This window comes from Streptomyces sp. NBC_00091 (assembly GCF_026343185.1).
Lineage (GTDB): Bacteria > Actinomycetota > Actinomycetes > Streptomycetales > Streptomycetaceae > Streptomyces.
Map to the genome: position 1 here is coordinate 4,269,961 of NZ_JAPEMA010000001.1, position 14,802 is coordinate 4,284,762.

Consider the following 14,802-nt stretch of genomic DNA (forward strand, 5'->3'; position numbering starts at 1 on the left):
CCATGGCTGCTGACACCAGCCGGTCGGTGGCGAAGGCCGCGGACGGCGAGACGACCCTCGCCGCCCGCGGCCCCAGCCGCACGACTGCCAGAAGCAACCGCGGCCTCACCCGCGCCCTCGCCACCCACTGGTACGCCTGGGCCATGGTCGCCCCGGTGGTGCTCGTCCTCGGCGTGATCGTCGGCTGGCCCCTCGTACGCGGCGTCTACCTGTCGCTGACCGACGCCAACGAGCGCAACGTCGCCCGCACCATCGGCGTGCGCCACATCGAGGCCACGTACGAGTTCGTCGGGCTCGACAACTACACGACGGTCCTCGGCGACCCCGTCTTCTGGCAGCGGCTGGTGTGGACGGTGGTGTGGACCGTCGCGTGCGTGTCCGTCACCTTCGTGCTCGGCCTCACCCTGGCCACCATGCTCAACAGGCAGTTCCGCGGCCGCGCCGCCTACCGGATGGCGCTCATCCTGCCCTGGGCCGTCCCCGGCTTCGTCTCCGTCTTCGCCTGGCGGTTCCTCTTCAACCGCGACAACGGCATCCTGAACAAGATCCTCGACGGCGGCGGCATCGCGGCCGTCCCGTGGCTCGACGACCCGACCTGGGCCAAGCTCGCCGTCATCTCCGTGAACGTCTGGCTCGGCATCCCCTTCATGATGGTCGCCCTGCTCGGCGGACTGCAGTCCATCCCCGCGGAGCTGTACGAGGCCGCAGAGATGGACGGCGCCGGCCCCTGGCAGCGGTTCCGGCACATCACCCTGCCCGGCCTGCGCGCCGTGAGCATGACGGTGATCCTGCTCTCCACCATCTGGACCTTCAACATGTTCCCGGTGATCTTCCTGCTGACGCGGGGCGGGCCCGGCGACTCCACCGAGATCCTGGTGACCCAGGCCTTCCGCGAGGCCTTCATCGCCAGCCCCCGCGACTTCGCCGGCTCCGCGACGTGGGGCGTACTCATCCTCGCCCTGCTCATGATCTTCGCGCTGGTCTACCGGCGCTCGCTGCGCAAGCAGGGAGAGGTGTGGTGAACACCGTGACCCCCCAGACCGCCGCCGGCAAGACCGCCCGTACTAGGGGCAGCCGCTCCCCGCTCGCCTCCTTCGGCCTGCACGCCACGCTCGTCGTCGCGTCCGTGATCGCCGTCTTCCCCGTGCTGTGGATCCTGCTGACCTCCCTCAAGCCGGCCAAGTACGCGATCAGCACGGACTTCGTGAAGGAACCGACCCTCGGCAACTACCAGTACCTGCTGGAGTCGAGCCACTTCCTCAGCTGGTTCGCCAACTCCGTCCTGGTCGCCGGCGTCACCACCGTCCTCGGCGTGTTCATCGCCGCCACCACCGGATACGCGGTCAGCCGCTTCAAGTTCCCCGGCATGAAGCCGCTGATGTGGACCCTGCTCATCACGCAGATGTTCCCGATGGCCATCCTGATCGTCCCGCTCTACAACCTGATGGGCGAGCTCGGGCTGCTCAACCAGCCGCTCGGCCTGATCATCACGTACCTCACCATCGCCGTGCCGTTCTGCGCCTGGATGATGAAGGGCTTCTTCGACACGATCCCGGTGGAGATCGACGAGTCGGGGCGGGTGGACGGGCTCAACCCCTTCGGGACCTTCTGGCGCCTCATCCTGCCCCTCGCCAAGCCCGGCCTCGCCGTGACCGGCTTCTACGCCTTCATCACCGCCTGGGGCGAGGTCGCCTACGCCTCCGCCTTCATGGTCGGCGAGGAGAACCTCACCCTGGCCGGCGGACTCCAGACCTTCGTCACGCAGTACACCTCCAACTGGGGCGCCATGAGCGCGGCTTCCGTCCTCATCGCGATTCCGGCGGCCGTCTTCTTCCTCTTCGCCCAGCGTCACCTCGTCGCCGGGATGACGGCGGGCGCGACCAAGGGCTGACCACCCCGCGCCCGCCCCCTCTCACCCCCGGCCCGATCTCTCCAAGGACACCATGACCCAGCACCTCGCCGACGCACTCGCCACCCCGACCGGGACCCAGCCCGGCTGGTGGAGAGACGCGGTGATCTACCAGGTCTATCCGCGCAGCTTCGCCGACTCCAACGGGGACGGCATGGGGGACCTCGAAGGCATCCGCAGCCGGCTGCCCCACCTGCGCGACCTGGGTGTCGACGCCGTGTGGCTCAGCCCCTTCTACGCCTCCCCGCAGGCCGACGCCGGCTACGACGTCGCCGACTACCGGGCCATCGACCCCATGTTCGGCACCCTGCACGACGCCGACGCCGTGATCCGCGAGGCTCATGGGCTGGGCATGCGGATCATCGTCGACCTCGTCCCCAACCACTGCTCCGACCAGCACGAATGGTTCAAGCAGGCACTGCGGGAGGGCCCCGGGACCCCGCTGCGCGACCGCTTCCACTTCCGGCCGGGCAAGGGCGAGACCGGGGAACTCCCGCCGAACGACTGGGAGTCCATCTTCGGCGGCCCCGCCTGGACCCGCGTCGCCGACGGCGAGTGGTACCTCCACCTGTTCGCCCCCGAACAGCCCGACTTCAACTGGGACCACCCCGCCGTCCAGGACGAGTTCCGCTCCGTGCTCCGGTTCTGGCTCGACCTGGGCGTCGACGGCTTCCGGATCGACGTCGCGCACGGCCTGGTCAAGGCCCCCGGACTGCCCGACCTCGGCCGCGACGAGCAGCTCAAGCTCCTCGGCAACCAGGTGCTGCCCTTCTTCGACCAGGACGGGGTCCACGAGATCTACCGCTCCTGGCGCACCGTCCTCGACGAGTACGCGGGCGACCGCATCGGCGTCGCCGAGGCCTGGACGCCGAGCGCCGACCGGACGGCGATGTACCTGCGCCCCGACGAGCTGCACCAGGCCTTCAACTTCCACTACCTGAGCACCGGCTGGGACGCCGACGCGCTGCGTGCCACCATCGACGAATCGCTCGACGCGATGCGGCCCGTCGGAGCGCCGACGACCTGGGTGCTGTCCAACCACGACGTCGTCCGCCACCGGACCCGCTTCGGCAGCCTCGGGCGGGCGCGGGCGGCCGCGCTGCTGATGCTGGCCCTGCCCGGGTCGGCGTACGTCTACCAGGGCGAGGAGCTCGGCCTGCCGGAGGTCACCGACCTGCCGGACGAGGTGCGCCAGGACCCGTCGTTCTTCAAGGCCAACGGGCAGGACGGGCTGCGCGACGGCTGCCGCGTCCCGATCCCGTGGTCGGGGGACGAGGCCCCGTACGGCTTCGGCGCCGGCGGCAGCTGGCTGCCCCAGCCCGCCGAGTGGGTGGGGCTCAGCGTGGCCGCGCAGACCGGCGACCCGGCGTCGACGCTCGAGCTGTACCGCGCCGCCCTGCGGATCCGGCGGGATCACGGGGACCTGGGGGCGGGGGACGCCGTGCAGTGGCTGCCGTCCGCGGACGGGGTCCTGGCGTTCCGCCGGGGTTCGTTCGTGTGCACCGTCAACACCACCGGCGAGGCCGTACGCATAGCCGCGCCGGGTTCCGTACTGCTCGCCAGCGGGGACCTCGCCGACCCCGAGGTCCTGCCCGCCGACACGGCGGTGTGGTGGCAGGGGTGAGTTCCCCGTTGCGGCTGACGGACATCGCCTCGCAGGCCCAGGTCAGCGAGGCGACCGTCAGCCGTGTGCTCAACGGCAAGGCGGGCGTGGCGGCCGGCACCCGGCACCGGGTCCTGGCCGCCATGGACCTGCTCGGCTACGAGCGGCCGGTGCGGCTCAAACGCCGCAGCAACGGCCTCGTGGGGCTGCTGATACCCGAGCTGACCAACCCCATCTTCCCGGCGTTCGCGCAGGTCATCGAGCAGGCCCTGGCCGGACACGGCTACACGCCGGTGCTCTGCACGCAGACCCCGGGCGGGGCCACCGAGGACGAGCTGGTCGAGCAGCTGGAGGAACGGGGGGTCACGGGGATCGTCTTCCTGTCCGGCCTGCACGCCGACGCCTCGCAGGACCCCGCCCGCTACCAGCGGCTGTCGGCCAGGGGGCTGCCGTTCGTCCTGATCAACGGCTTCAACGAGGCGATCAGCGCCCCCTTCGTCTCCCCGGACGACCGGGCGGCCGCCGACATGGCCGTACGGCACCTCGAGGAGCTGGGACACCGGCGGATCGGCCTGGCCATCGGGCCCACCCGCTACGTCCCCTCGGCGCGCAAGGAGCAGGGCTTCCTGGCGGCGCGGCCCGGTGCGGTGGCCGAGGGACTCGTCCAGCGCACCCTGTTCACCGTCGAAGGCGGCCACGCGGCGGGCGGCGCCCTGCTGGAACGGGGCTGCACGGGGGTGGTGTGCGCGAGCGACATGATGGCGCTCGGGGTCATCCGCGCCGCCCGGGAGCGGGGGCTGCGGGTGCCGGAGGACGTGTCGGTGGTCGGCTTCGACGACTCCCCGCTGATCGCCTTCACAGACCCCCCGCTGACGACGGTCCGCCAGCCCGTCCGCGCCATGGCCACGGCCGCGGTCGGCGCGCTCCTGGAGGCGGTGGCGGGCACGCCGGTCCAGCGCACGGAGTACGTCTTCCAGCCGGAGCTGGTGGTGAGGGGCTCGACGGGGGCGGTGGCGGGGGCGTAGGCCCGGCGCGGGTGGGTCGCGGTGCGGGTGCGGGTGCGGGTGCGCTGGTACGTCGCTTCGCGGTGCGGGCCCGCTATCTCCCCCTCGAGGGGCCGGCGGCCGGTCGGCGGCTGCCCACCCGCCTCCCCGTCTGCGGGCCGGTGGGCGGATGGGGTTTCGGCCCGGCAGAGCCAACGCGTCCGACAGAGCGCTGTCCGCGAATTCACCACCGCCGTCGGCAACGTCGAGCCGGCCTAGCTCACGCTGCACCCGGCTGAGGCCCTCTCGGGAGCGAAAACGCCGCGGGGGCGGCCGACGTCGCTGTCGGGCCGCCGCCGCGGCGCGAGCCGCCCCGGGTCAGGCGCCCAGGTGGGACCCCTTCGCCCACTCCTTCTCGCCCTCCTTGGCACAGGTCGAGCTGTAGACGGGGCCGGCGAACGCCGGGAGGTTGTGGGGCACCGCGGCGAACGAGGAGCAGTTCGACGAGTGGCCCGCGCGACCGCCGTTGAAGTAGTCGATTTCGACCCCGCCGTCGGCCAGGGCGGCGCCGGCCCCGCCCAGCAGGACGCCGACAGCCAGGACGGACGCGGTGACAGCAGAACGAATGCGCATGACTCCCCTAAGGATCTATGGAAGACGCGCCGGTCGATCTGCGCGCCGACCGGTCCAACCTCCCGGGAGCACCGCTGGGAACGGGCGTTCACTCCAATGCCCGCGGCTGTATCGTTTCGACACTCTGCGCCCCCCCTCACGCCCCCAGCGGAACATCGCGCGCCCCGTAGAACGGGACGGTCCACAATCGCTACGCGCTCCGCACATCTCGGCGACCGATGGCCGTCTTGGGCTGGGCGCACGCAGTACGTCTTCCAGCCGGAGCTGGTGGTGAGGGGCTCGACGGGGCCGGTGGCGGGGGCGTAGGCCCGGCGCGGGTGGGTCGCGGTGCGGGTGCGGGTGCGCTGGTACGTCGCTTCGCGGTGCGGGCCCGCTATCTCCCCCTCGAGGGGCCGGCGGCCGGTCGGCGGCTGCCCACCGGCCTCCCCGTCTGCGGGCCGGTGGGCGGATGGGGTTTCGGCCCGGCAGAGCCAACGCGTCGGACGGGGGCTTCGGGGCGGGGTTTCACCTGGGCGGTGGCAGGGACGGTTTGGGGGTTTCCCGTCAGTCCCATCGTCCTTCCGGGGCGGGCCGGTCCCTCAAGGGCGCTCCCTTCGGTCGCGTCGCTTCGCGATGGCCTTCGGCCACCCTTGACCGACCGTCCCGCCCCGGAAAGACAAAGGACTGCCGGGAAGCCCCCAAAGGAACGGTCACGGGGCAGGAAGAGAGGGACGGGCGCCTCAGCGATGAGCCGAGGGGCCGGGCCCAGGCCTGCCGGGCATCCGGGCCCTCAGATGACTCATCCCGTGCCGAGGTGCGGCCAATACCCGCACCAGACAGCGGCCAGCTCCCCCTGCAGAGCACCCAAACGCGACAGATCGCTACGCGCTTCGCAGATCTCGGCGGCCGGCGGCCGGCGACCTGGCCCGACTCCTCGCCGGTCGCGCCCAGGCAGTGCACGGCATCGACGCGGACGCCGCAATCGTCGCTCGAGCACGAGAGGTCACCACTCCAGGAACGCAGGTGACCTTCGTTGTCGGAGACGCGGTGAGCGCGATACCACCAGGCTCGTACGACGTCATCACCTGCGTCGCAACGATCCACCACCTGCCCTTCAATGACGCTCTCACCCTCTTCCGCCAGCACCTGGCGCCTGGCGGAACCCTGGTCGTCGTCGGCCTCGCCCGGGCCCACTCTCCCGTTGATCACGTCCTCGGTGCCGCTGCCATTCCGGCGAATGTCGCCATGGCATGGTTCAAGAACAAGGGCCGCAAGACACCACGGCCGGCCTCGATGACTGCGCTGACTCAACCGGCGACCATGAGCTTCCCCGACATCGTTCGCGACGCCCGCCACACACTGCCCGGTGCGCGGCTCCGCCGACGACTCTTCTGGCGCTACACGCTGGTCTGGCACCAGCACTGGGTGGCCACGTGTGGCGCGTCAGCCGGCGGGCTCGATGTTGGTGGCGGCGGTGGTGAATTCGCGGCCGGATGCGACTCGGATGTAGGCCAGTTCCATCCAGTGCTCGATGCCGGTGCCGGAGACGTTCTCGTTGATCACGGCCATCAGCTCGCCCTCGGTGCCCGAAGCGATGTCGCGGACGCGGCGGCGCAGGAGTCGGTGGGGGACGTACTCGTAGCACTCACTCATCGGACGCCTCCTCGAGGGAGGCGACGAAGCGCTCCCAGCCGGCACGGGCCCGGGCCAGTAGGTCTGCACTGGGCACGGGCACGGGGGCCGCCCTCGGCACAGGGCCGTCCGGGGTGTCGATGCCGATCACGGGTCGCTCCCTGCCGTCGTCAGCGGGTGGTGAGACCCAGAGTGGCGACGCCACGGTGCGGCGCACCAGCGATGTGCAGATTTGTGCACACAGCTCATCAGTCAGTGGCTTTTGCCGAGTTGGGGACTTGACGGTTACTACTCCAGCCAGGACTGTGATGCACAGAAGTGCACGGGCTGCAATCGGAGGCTGACATGGCGTTAGTGTTCGTCGGTGTTGATCCCAACACCGGAGACAAGCAGAGCCCGACCGTTTGGGCTGATCTGGAGCACGAGGAGCTAGTGCTTCAGGGGTGGAAGCCGAGTCCAGAGCTGGAAGCCGAGTGCGCGGCGACCGAAATCCCCGGTCATGCCAAGGGCATCCCCGAAGGGGAAGCCGTCGTCCGGATCCCCGCCCGCATGCTGCACAGCATCAGGGAGGCCTGCGATGCCCTCGAGTCCCACGTTCGATGACCTGATGGCCGGCTGCGCCCACGCTGTGCACCTGGAGATGCGCGACTCCTACGCGGTCGACTACGAGGTGGGTCCATTCGCGGAATGGCGGGAAGGCTTCCGGCACGATCCGGCCGACAGGGGTTCCTGGTGGCGTCCCTGGCTGGACCTGATCGCGGAGACCGTGGGGCGTGGCGCTGTGATCCGCAGGGCGCGGGTCGTTTCCGAACCGGTCAGCGAGTACACGCGCTTCCTCTACGACGGGACGTTCACCAACGTTGCGGCTGGTGAGCAGGTGCGCTGGCTTCCACGTCGCCGAGCCTCGGACCTCGCGCTGCCGGGCAACGACTTCTGGCTCTTCGACGGCAAGTGGGTCCACTGGAATCACTTCTCCGGCGATGGATCGTCGTTGGGTGAGGAGATCACCAACGATCCGGTCCCGGCAAAGCTGTGTGCCCAGGCCTTCGAAGCCGTCTGGGCGCGGGCTGTCCCTCATGACGAGTACAAGATCTGACTGGTCCCACAGCCAATGCCCCATTCCCCCTCGTCCTCTGCGCAGGCCGCCCGCGAAGCCGTCGCCGCACGGCTTCGCGACCTGCGCAAGGGCGCGGGGCTCACCCTTGCAGAACTGGCTTCGGCTTGCGGTTGGCACCACTCCAAGACGTCTCGCATCGAGAACGCCCGCACGGCTCCATCGGCCCGGGACATACGCCACTGGTGCCAGGCCTGCGGCCTGCCGGACGAAGCGTCTGACCTCATCGCCCAGTCCCTGAACGCCGAAACCCTGTACAACGAGTGGCGACACCAGGTGAGGGGCGGCCTGAAGAAGCTTCAGGAGTCCTGGGTCCAGTTCTTCGAAGAGACCCAGCTGTTCCGGATCTACTCCTCCACCCTCGTACCGGGGCTGCTTCAAACGGAGGGGTACGCCGGCGCGCTGCTCAGCACCATCGCCTCCTTCCGCGGCTACCCCGACAGCGGACTCGAAGCGGCACGCGCCCGCGTCGAGCGGTCCAGGGTCATCCGCAAACCCGGCCGCCGCGCCGTCCTGATTGTCGAAGAAGCAGCCCTGTACTACCGATTGGGTGACCCGGCTTCCATGGCGGCCCAGCTCGGCCACCTGCTGACCGCCGGGGCCCTACCGACTGTCTCACTCGGAGTGATCCCGACCTCGGTAAGCCCGCGCACGATGTGGCCTGTAGAGACATTCCACGTCTACGACGACACCCTCGTGTCGGTAGAGCTGCTGTCTGCAGAAGTCAACGTCACGCAACCGTCCGAGATCGAGGTCTACCTGAAGGCCTTCGAACAATTGCGCTCGATGGCCGTGTACGGCGCGCGTGCCAGGGCCCTGGTGGTCAAAGCGCTCGAAGCGCTGGACCAGGACTGACGGCAGAGGGCTGCGCGACCGGCCGCGCGCCAGGCGTAACTACGAAGGCGATCAAGGCGTGAAGCTGCCCGCTCTGCTGGGCGGCCGTCACTGGTGCGGGATGTCGATGCCGGCGGCGCGCAGGTTCGCCTCGACCAGGGTGTTCAACCGGGCGATGGATGGTGCCTGGGCTTCCCGGTGGTGGTTGACCAGTCCGTACCGGGCGGAGGCGTCGGACCGGTTCTGGGATCCGGTCGGCGTCGTCAGCAGGGTGCGGTCGGCCAATAGCTTGTCGGCCAGGGCGGAGGCCAGTTCCTCGATCCGCGGGTCGTCGGGATCCCAGGACGCCGCAGCCAAGCCGCGCTTGGTCAGGTCGACGAACTCGGGATCGTCGAGCCCGTGTTCAAGCCTGGTCAGGAAGGTGTCGAAGACCTCCGGGACCAGCGCCCGGGCCAGTACCAGGGCCTCCCGTTGAGTGGCCACGTACTCGGGGCCGAAGCCGAGACCGGTGAGCCGGTCCAAGACCGCGCAGGCCCGGTCGGGCAGCAGGGCCCGGTCGCCATGGGCGAGCCGGTGCAGGGTGTCGCGTCGCGCGGTCAGGTCCTCGATCTGTTCGGTGAGCCGACGATGGACGTCGTCCAGGGCGCCGGCGAACCGCTCGGGATCGGCGTCGAGCAGGTCGCCGATCTCGGCCAGCGGCACGCCGGCCGCGGCAAGGGTCCGGACCTGGACCAGCCGGAGGAGGTCGGCCGACACGTAACGCCGGTAGCCGGAACCATCACGTTCCGGCTCGGCTACCAGGCCGAGCCGGTGATAGTGCCGCACGGTCTTGATCGTGACGCCGACGAACGCCGCTGCCTGACCGATCGTGAGCCCGTTTGCCATCGGCTCAGCACACCTCCTTGGCGCTCACATCGAGGTACGGGTTGCGGGTGATCACAGGGGCGAGGGTAGCGCGCATCTCCAGTGGCCAACTCCGCCTGGAGGCTGGGAAGCCTGGGATCGGTGCTGGTCAGCCCGTGGCCGCGAGGAGGTTGACCTTGACCTTGGGTCAGGGTGCACGCTCATCACATGGCCGCCGCGAAGGGGGCCGGTGGACAAGGAGATTCATCATGAGTGCAAGCAACAGCGGCTTCTCCGAAGCAGGGCTGCGCCGGCTGCGCGAGGTGCTGGCAGGGCATGTGGAGTCCAAGAAGATTCCCGGGCTGGTCGCCCTGGTCAGCCGCGGCGGCCAGACGCACGTCGAAGCGATCGGGACGATGCGCCATGAGGGTGGCGCGCCGATGCGCCGGGACACGATCTTCCGGATGGCGTCCACGTCCAAGCCGGTCACGACGGCGGCGGCGATGGTCCTGCTCGACGAGTGCAGGCTGCGCCTCGACGAGCCGGTGGACCCGTGGCTGCCCGAACTCGCCGACCGGCGGGTGCTGAAGCGGCCCGACGGCCCGCTGGAGGAGACCGTGCCGGCCCGGCGGCCGATCACCGTACGGGACCTGCTGACCTCCACGTTCGGTCTCGGAATGGATTTCGATCTGCTGGCCTCCCCGATCAGGGCCGCGACCTTCGAGCGCCTTGACTACAGCGTGGCATCCGGGCCGGCGCCCGACCCGGACGAGTGGATGCGTCGCCTCGGCGAGCTGCCGCTGTCGTACCAGCCCGGCGAGCGGTGGCAGTACGACCTCAGCAACGAGGTGCTCGGCGTGCTCGTCTCCAGGGTCACGGGGCAGCCGTTGGAGACGTTCCTGCGTGAACGCATCCTCGATCCGCTGGGGATGAAGGACACCGCTTTCCACGTGCCCGCCGGCAAGATCGACCGACTGCCGCCCCTGTACGGGCCCGATCCGCAGACCGGAGAGTTCCTCGTGTGGGACGAGGCGGAAGGCGGAAGGAGCAGCCGGCCTCCGGCATTCCAGGGCGCCGGCGGCGGACTGGTCTCCACCGTCGACGACTACCACGCCTACTTCCAGATGCTGCTGAACCAAGGCGTGCACGGCAGTGAACGGATCTTGTCCCGGCCCGCCGTCGAGCTGATGACCACCAACCGCCTCACGCCCGAGCAGCAAGCTGACCGGGCCGCCATGTACAGGAACATCGCCCACATCACGGTCGGCCAGGCACAGCAGGGCGGCTGGGGCTTCGGGATGGCGGTGCGCACCCATCGTGGCGACCACACGCCCATCGGCCAGTTCGGCTGGGACGGCGGTACCGGCACCACCGCCTACGCCGACCCGGACAACCAGCTCACCGGAATCCTGCTCACCCAGGTCGGGATGTCCACCCCGGACTCCGCCCGGCTCATCCACGACTTCTGGACCACGCTCTACCAGGCCATCGACAACTGACACCGCGCTCGCCGAGCTCGGTGCGGCCGGCTCGTCAGTCCCCGCTGATCTCGGAGGGGGGCAGCGCGGCGAGCGCCCGCAGGGTGTTCAGGAAGCCGCGTCGGTCTTCCTCCGGCACGCGGGCCAGCAGCCGTTCCTCGCGCTGCTGGATCGCTGACTGGACCGCGTCGCGCACCCGGCGCCCCTCGGGGGTGAGGGAGAGTACGCGCGCCCGCCGGTCCGCCGGATCGGGCTGCCGCCGGATCAGTCCGCGCTCTTCCAGGTCGTCGAGGACGCCGATGATCCGGGTCTTGTCGGCGCCGATGTCCCGCGCCAGCGCGGCCTGCGTCCGTACCGGTTCGCTGTCGAGCCCGAGCAGTACCGCGTACGCCCACATGGCCACCCCGTGTTCGCGCAGCACCGGCAACTCGGCAGCCACGAGTGCGCGGCCCAGAGGGACGATCATCGCCGCCAGGTCAGGGCGACCTTCGGGTGCGGTGTTCCCAGTCATGGAGAAGAAGATACTTGTTGACTCATGATGGGCATCTGCTTATCGTAAGCGCATGCGTATGGAATTAGAGGTGGTCAAGGCCTTCAACGAACGTGCGGTACGCGAGAGCATCGCCGTGGTCCGCCGGGTGGCCCTGGAAGACCTCACCCGCCCCACCCCCTGCTCGGCCTGGAACCTGGGCGAGCTGCTCGCGCACATGGCGGCCCAGCATCGGGGTTTCGCGGCGGCGGCGAGGGCCGACGGTGTCAACCTGACGCACTGGAAGGCCGAGGCGCCGGGGCCGCAGGCCGTCGGGCAGTACCTTGCCGCCGCGCAGGCGGTGCTGGCCGCATTCGCCGAAGTCGGCACGGAGGAGCAGGAGTTCGCCCTCCCCGAATTCGGGGAGGGCGCAGCCTTCCCGGCGGTCCGGGCCATCGGATTCCACTTCCTCGACTACGTGGTCCACACCTGGGACGTCGCCCGCGCCCTCGATCTGTCCTTCGCCCTGGACCCCGACATCCTGGATGCCGCCCTCCCCATCGCGCTGGCCGTCCGCGACGGCGCCCACCGCACGCAGCCGGGCGCCGCCTTCGCCCCGAGCCACCCCGAGCCCGCCGACTCCGACGCCCTGACCCGGATCCTCCTGCACCTGGGGCGCTCCCCCTCCTGGGGCCCGCCCGTGCGATCACGTGGTTCGGCGGCCACGGCGACCTGAGCTTCCCAGTACCCCGACCTCGATGTCACCTCGACCAGCACACGGGGCTGCATCTTCCTCGGCCACTACGGCGAGACCGGCTTCTTCGACGGCATCGGCTCGTACGTGAACAACCTGCCGGTCAGCGTCGCCGTCTACCACTGCAGCGCCGACAAGAAGCAGTTCTACCTGGACGGCACGATCCGCCCCGGCGGATACAGCAGCAACTCCAGCTCTCCCGCGCAATTCGGAGAGCGCGGTGCCACGTGCACCGGCGGCGTCGACCCCAACGCCGGCCTGTAGCAGCTGACCCATGCCCTCCGTCTCTCTGTCGGATCACCGACGGAGAGACGGAGGGCATGGGTCAGTCCTTGTCGCGGTAGTTCATGAACCAGTGGGTGTCGAAGTAGTGGGCCATCGTGTACGGATGGTGCGGGTCGAGGAGGATGCGGCAGATGAACTCCGCGGCCGAGCAGTCGAAGGGGGCCAAGCCGTCGTCGAAGCTCCGGATGGCGACGGACCAGCGGTCCGGGTCGGTGCTGTCGTCGGTCTGCCAGCAGTAGAGGTTCTCGTGCTCGGTGCTTGCCCAGATGAGCAGGCCGTCCTCGCGTAGGTGGGTCCACGGCTCCTGGTTCAGAGTGAGGAATCCGTCGAAGGCGCCTTCCCCGAATATCTCCACCATGCGCTTGTAGTCGCCGGGAAGGCGCGTGCCCACCTCTGCCTCGATCCGCGCCCAGTCGACGTCCGGCCGCTGCGGGGGCGAGGTCCAGGAGGTGATGGCCACGAGCTGCTCGACCCAGTCCTCGTCCCAGTCCGCGTCCCAGCCCGTCCCCCCGGTGGCCGGCACCTCTACCCGCCGCGGCACGGCCGCCAGCACCGGCCGGACGACGCCTTGCGCGTCCCGAGCGGTCCCGGCGCCGATCCACTGACCTCCGTACGCCCATGCCCGAATCGTCTCGCCCCGGCCTTCGAGGACAGCGAGGAGGGCCGCGCCACGGGACTCGTCCACGGTCGGATCCGTGAAGCCGTCCAGGACCAGGGTCCGTGGTGCCCCGTAACGGTCGGCCAGCCTGTCTACGAGCATGTGCGGGTCGGTGTCCAGCGACAGGTACAGGGATCCGCCCGGGGCGTCGATCCGGTCCAGCAGGTCGTTGAGCATCGATTGCGTGAGGTCCATGACGGACAGGAAAGCGCACTCCACTGACAAGGGCCCCCGGTCCCGTTGAGCACCGTCCGGCACCGTCCGGTCGTCCAGCCGTGGCCGTCCCGGCACAGGCCGGGGCGGCCACGGCTGCGACGACAGCTTCTAGGCGGAAGGCGGGGTGACCACCTTGATGTTGAACGTGTGGGCCCCCAGACCGACCGCGATGCCGCTGAAGAGCAGGGCGAAGTGCTCCTGTCCGCGTGCGGTGGCGATACCGCCGATGTCCAGCTGGGACGATGGCGGCCAGCCGAGGTCGGTGAGCAGCCGGCCGGTGGTCCGTTTGGCTTCGGCGTCGTCGCCGGAGAGGAAGACGGTGCTCGGGCCGTCGAGACCGTCCGGGGCGGTCATCACGGTGGAGTCCATGGTGCACAGCGTCTTGACGACGGGGGTCAGGGGGAAGGCCTCCTGGATCTGTTCGGCCAGGCTGCTGTTGGGATGCGAGAGTTCGGTGAAGTCGTCGGAGAGGCCGACCCCGACATCGATCAGTAACGTGCCGGCCAGGGCCGGTGCCCCGATGGAGCGCAGCAGCTCCACGGAGACGGTCCCCGGGGTGGCGTTGACCAGTACCTCTGCGTGAGCGGCCGTCTCGCTGAGGCCGGCCACGGGGAGACCGAGGTCGGTCCGGTCCTGCGGCCGGCGTGATCCGAGGAGCACGTCGTGTTGTGCGGCGCTCCAGCCATGGGCCAGTGCTCGAGCGACGTTTCCGGTGCCAAGTAGTCCTATTCGCATGCTGTGACGCTATTCATTGCCGGAGCTCGGCGAATCGGGCTACGGGCCCAGCTGGACCGGTACCAAAGTCCTACTTCTTTGGTCGCGTCGTCACCTGGGCGTGGGTGGGGTTGCGCGGAGGGCTGCCGAGAGGGCGGGCAGGGAGTCTGCCGAGGTGTACACCGTTGCCGCGTCCACCAGGCCGGCTGCGCCCAGGTCGAGGCGGACCGGCGGGTCGAGGTGTACGGCGACGTTCAGCGAGGCGTCCACCGAGCAGGCCACCGCCCCCGGTTCGCCCGGTACGGGGCGCGGGCCCCGGCCCGGGACGGTGCGGACCACCGGTGACGCGGAGCGGACCGCCGAGCGCGGCAGCGTCACGTCCCCGAGGAAGCCGGTCCGCAGGACCACCCGCTCCGCGTCCACCTCGTGCGGATGCCGGAGCACCGCGGCCACCAGGCCGAGCCCGGCCAGTACCAGCAGCGCCTCGAACGCCGCGTGCGCCGGGCGGGCCACGGGCGGCAGCATCGAGGACAGCAGGAAGGCCACCACGATCTCCATGGCCACCAGCGGCAGCACCAGCTGCCGCAGCCCCGCCGAATGCCGCGGTCCCGGTACTGGAGGGCGCCGCACCAGTACCGCCATCAGCGACCCGGCCCATACGCGCGCGATGCCGGCCCTGCTCGGCCTGGCGGTCACGA

18 protein-coding genes and 1 pseudogene are annotated in these 14,802 nt (G+C 70.1%); 11 read left to right on the forward strand and 8 right to left on the reverse strand.

Annotated features, from left to right (window positions below; genetic code table 11):
* The first annotated feature begins 2 nt into the window (after window positions 1-2).
* From OOK34_RS19700 to OOK34_RS19715, 4 genes are read left to right on the forward strand one after another with little or no spacing between them, the layout of a single operon-like run.
* Window positions 3-1,022, forward strand: a complete 1,020-nt coding sequence (locus tag OOK34_RS19700; protein ID WP_267035172.1) for a carbohydrate ABC transporter permease — start codon at window positions 3-5, stop codon at window positions 1,020-1,022.
* Window positions 1,019-1,891, forward strand: a complete 873-nt coding sequence (locus OOK34_RS19705) for a sugar ABC transporter permease (protein ID WP_267035173.1) — start codon at window positions 1,019-1,021, stop codon at window positions 1,889-1,891. The genes OOK34_RS19700 and OOK34_RS19705 overlap by 4 nt, the downstream gene beginning before the upstream one ends.
* Window positions 1,892-1,943: 52 nt before the next feature.
* Entirely contained in the window at window positions 1,944-3,533 is a 1,590-nt protein-coding gene (locus tag OOK34_RS19710; protein WP_267035174.1) for a glycoside hydrolase family 13 protein, read from the forward strand.
* Complete coding sequence (locus OOK34_RS19715; RefSeq protein ID WP_267035175.1) at window positions 3,521-4,537, forward strand: LacI family DNA-binding transcriptional regulator; 1,017 nt, start codon at window positions 3,521-3,523, stop codon at window positions 4,535-4,537. The genes OOK34_RS19710 and OOK34_RS19715 overlap by 13 nt, the downstream gene beginning before the upstream one ends.
* Window positions 4,538-4,873: 336 nt before the next feature.
* Here the strand turns inward: OOK34_RS19715 and OOK34_RS19720 are convergent, their stop codons facing one another.
* The gene (locus tag OOK34_RS19720; protein WP_267035176.1) at window positions 4,874-5,128 is read right to left on the reverse strand and encodes a hypothetical protein; all 255 of its coding nucleotides are present in this window, start codon (window positions 5,126-5,128) and stop codon (window positions 4,874-4,876) included.
* 891 nt (window positions 5,129-6,019) lie between these two features.
* On the opposite strand from OOK34_RS19720, the pseudogene OOK34_RS19725 reads away from it, so the two are divergent.
* Window positions 6,020-6,526, forward strand: a pseudogene (locus tag OOK34_RS19725) (class I SAM-dependent methyltransferase); the annotation flags it as partial.
* A gap of 24 nt (window positions 6,527-6,550) precedes the next feature.
* On the opposite strand, the gene OOK34_RS19730 reads toward OOK34_RS19725, so the two are convergent.
* Both OOK34_RS19730 and OOK34_RS19735 read right to left on the reverse strand, forming a co-directional pair.
* Window positions 6,551-6,760, reverse strand: coding sequence for a hypothetical protein (locus OOK34_RS19730; RefSeq protein ID WP_267035177.1), 210 nt, complete (start codon window positions 6,758-6,760; stop codon window positions 6,551-6,553).
* A complete protein-coding gene (locus tag OOK34_RS19735; RefSeq protein WP_267035178.1) occupies window positions 6,753-6,890 on the reverse strand; it encodes a hypothetical protein in 138 nt (45 codons plus the stop codon). Before OOK34_RS19735 ends, OOK34_RS19730 begins: the two co-directional genes overlap by 8 nt.
* 194 nt (window positions 6,891-7,084) lie before the next feature.
* On the opposite strand from OOK34_RS19735, the gene OOK34_RS19740 reads away from it, so the two are divergent.
* The 3 genes from OOK34_RS19740 to OOK34_RS19750 are packed head-to-tail and all read left to right on the forward strand — an operon-like array spanning window position 7,085 to window position 8,708.
* Window positions 7,085-7,342 (forward strand): hypothetical protein, encoded by a 258-nt coding sequence (locus OOK34_RS19740; protein ID WP_267035179.1) that lies wholly within the window; start codon window positions 7,085-7,087, stop codon window positions 7,340-7,342.
* Window positions 7,317-7,835 (forward strand): DUF6879 family protein, encoded by a 519-nt coding sequence (locus OOK34_RS19745; RefSeq protein WP_267035180.1) that lies wholly within the window; start codon window positions 7,317-7,319, stop codon window positions 7,833-7,835. Before OOK34_RS19740 ends, OOK34_RS19745 begins: the two co-directional genes overlap by 26 nt.
* A 15-nt stretch (window positions 7,836-7,850) precedes the next feature.
* Window positions 7,851-8,708, forward strand: a complete 858-nt coding sequence (locus OOK34_RS19750; RefSeq protein ID WP_267035181.1) for a helix-turn-helix transcriptional regulator — start codon at window positions 7,851-7,853, stop codon at window positions 8,706-8,708.
* A gap of 87 nt (window positions 8,709-8,795) precedes the next feature.
* On the opposite strand, the gene OOK34_RS19755 is transcribed toward OOK34_RS19750, so the two are convergent.
* Entirely contained in the window at window positions 8,796-9,572 is a 777-nt protein-coding gene (locus tag OOK34_RS19755; protein ID WP_267035182.1) for a MerR family transcriptional regulator, read from the reverse strand.
* A gap of 227 nt (window positions 9,573-9,799) precedes the next feature.
* Between OOK34_RS19755 and OOK34_RS19760 the strand changes: the two genes are divergently transcribed.
* Entirely contained in the window at window positions 9,800-11,029 is a 1,230-nt protein-coding gene (locus OOK34_RS19760; RefSeq protein ID WP_267035183.1) for a serine hydrolase, read from the forward strand.
* Window positions 11,030-11,063: 34 nt separating this feature from the next.
* On the opposite strand, the gene OOK34_RS19765 is transcribed toward OOK34_RS19760, so the two are convergent.
* Window positions 11,064-11,519, reverse strand: a complete 456-nt coding sequence (locus OOK34_RS19765; RefSeq protein WP_267035184.1) for a MarR family winged helix-turn-helix transcriptional regulator — start codon at window positions 11,517-11,519, stop codon at window positions 11,064-11,066.
* A 52-nt stretch (window positions 11,520-11,571) separates the two neighbouring features.
* On the opposite strand from OOK34_RS19765, the gene OOK34_RS19770 reads away from it, so the two are divergent.
* Together OOK34_RS19770 and OOK34_RS19775 are read left to right on the forward strand one after the other, a co-directional pair.
* Entirely contained in the window at window positions 11,572-12,213 is a 642-nt protein-coding gene (locus OOK34_RS19770; protein ID WP_267035185.1) for a TIGR03086 family metal-binding protein, read from the forward strand.
* Between the two features lie 105 nt (window positions 12,214-12,318).
* Window positions 12,319-12,495, forward strand: a complete 177-nt coding sequence (locus OOK34_RS19775) for a hypothetical protein (RefSeq protein WP_267035186.1) — start codon at window positions 12,319-12,321, stop codon at window positions 12,493-12,495.
* Between the two features lie 61 nt (window positions 12,496-12,556).
* Here the strand turns inward: OOK34_RS19775 and OOK34_RS19780 are convergent, their stop codons facing one another.
* From OOK34_RS19780 to OOK34_RS19790, 3 genes are all read right to left on the reverse strand, one after another.
* Window positions 12,557-13,369: a hypothetical protein gene (locus tag OOK34_RS19780; protein ID WP_267035187.1), complete on the reverse strand. Its 813-nt coding sequence runs from the start codon at window positions 13,367-13,369 to the stop codon at window positions 12,557-12,559.
* Window positions 13,370-13,498: 129 nt separating this feature from the next.
* Window positions 13,499-14,125 carry an NADPH-dependent F420 reductase gene (locus tag OOK34_RS19785; RefSeq protein ID WP_267035188.1) on the reverse strand — a complete coding sequence of 209 codons (627 nt, stop codon included), beginning with the start codon at window positions 14,123-14,125 and terminating at the stop codon, window positions 13,499-13,501.
* Window positions 14,126-14,215: 90 nt separating this feature from the next.
* Complete coding sequence (locus OOK34_RS19790) at window positions 14,216-14,800, reverse strand: hypothetical protein (RefSeq protein WP_267035189.1); 585 nt, start codon at window positions 14,798-14,800, stop codon at window positions 14,216-14,218.
* Window positions 14,801-14,802 lie beyond the last annotated feature (2 nt).